This is a genomic window from Brevundimonas sp. GCM10030266, from assembly GCF_042666595.1.
GTDB lineage: Bacteria > Pseudomonadota > Alphaproteobacteria > Caulobacterales > Caulobacteraceae > Brevundimonas.
Genome location: NZ_JBHTCY010000012.1, coordinates 1 through 528, shown reverse-complemented (window position 1 = coordinate 528; position 528 = coordinate 1). Strand labels below are relative to the sequence as shown.

1 protein-coding gene is annotated in these 528 nt (G+C 60.6%); it reads right to left on the bottom strand.

Annotated features, from left to right (window positions below; genetic code table 11):
- Positions 1-50: 50 nt before the first annotated feature.
- Positions 51-425 (bottom strand): hypothetical protein, encoded by a 375-nt coding sequence (locus ACFQQC_RS18650; RefSeq protein ID WP_376864048.1) that lies wholly within the window; start codon positions 423-425, stop codon positions 51-53.
- Positions 426-528 lie beyond the last annotated feature (103 nt).

Genomic DNA, 528 nt, shown 5'->3' with positions numbered 1-528 from the left:
GGGTGGGAAGCAGACTTCGCCGTATAACCATCGCTGGTCTGGAGGCCAGATCAGGAGGAACTCTCCGTTCGACAGGGGCCGAGCATCGCTCCGCTGTAGAAGTAGGTCACACTTGCGGCCCAGCTGTCTGGGTGGGGAGCAAGGTCGTAATCCAACTCTCCCGATGGCGACAGGATCACGGTCGAGCGATTGCCCCAACCGTCTTCCGCAGGGAAACGCAGCTTCCCGTCGTTATCCACGTTGGCCTGTCCATCAAGTTCGAAGACTTTGTCAGTGTGCGGCCATTTCACAGAGACATTGACGTGCGGCTGGGGTCCCGGGCCGACCTCGACGACGGTTATGACCTCACCGGGAGGGGAAACCAGATCGGCGGCGTCGTAGGCGCAGTACCGTCCCGCCCCGAGCGGGTCAGTGAGAAGCGTCACGGTCAATAGCGCCAATGTCATTGCGCTTGAACGCTACCATACGGCGGTGAGTGAGTCCGCAAATGGTCGGGAGACGAAGTTCGCCTAAGGGTGGAAAGCGGAC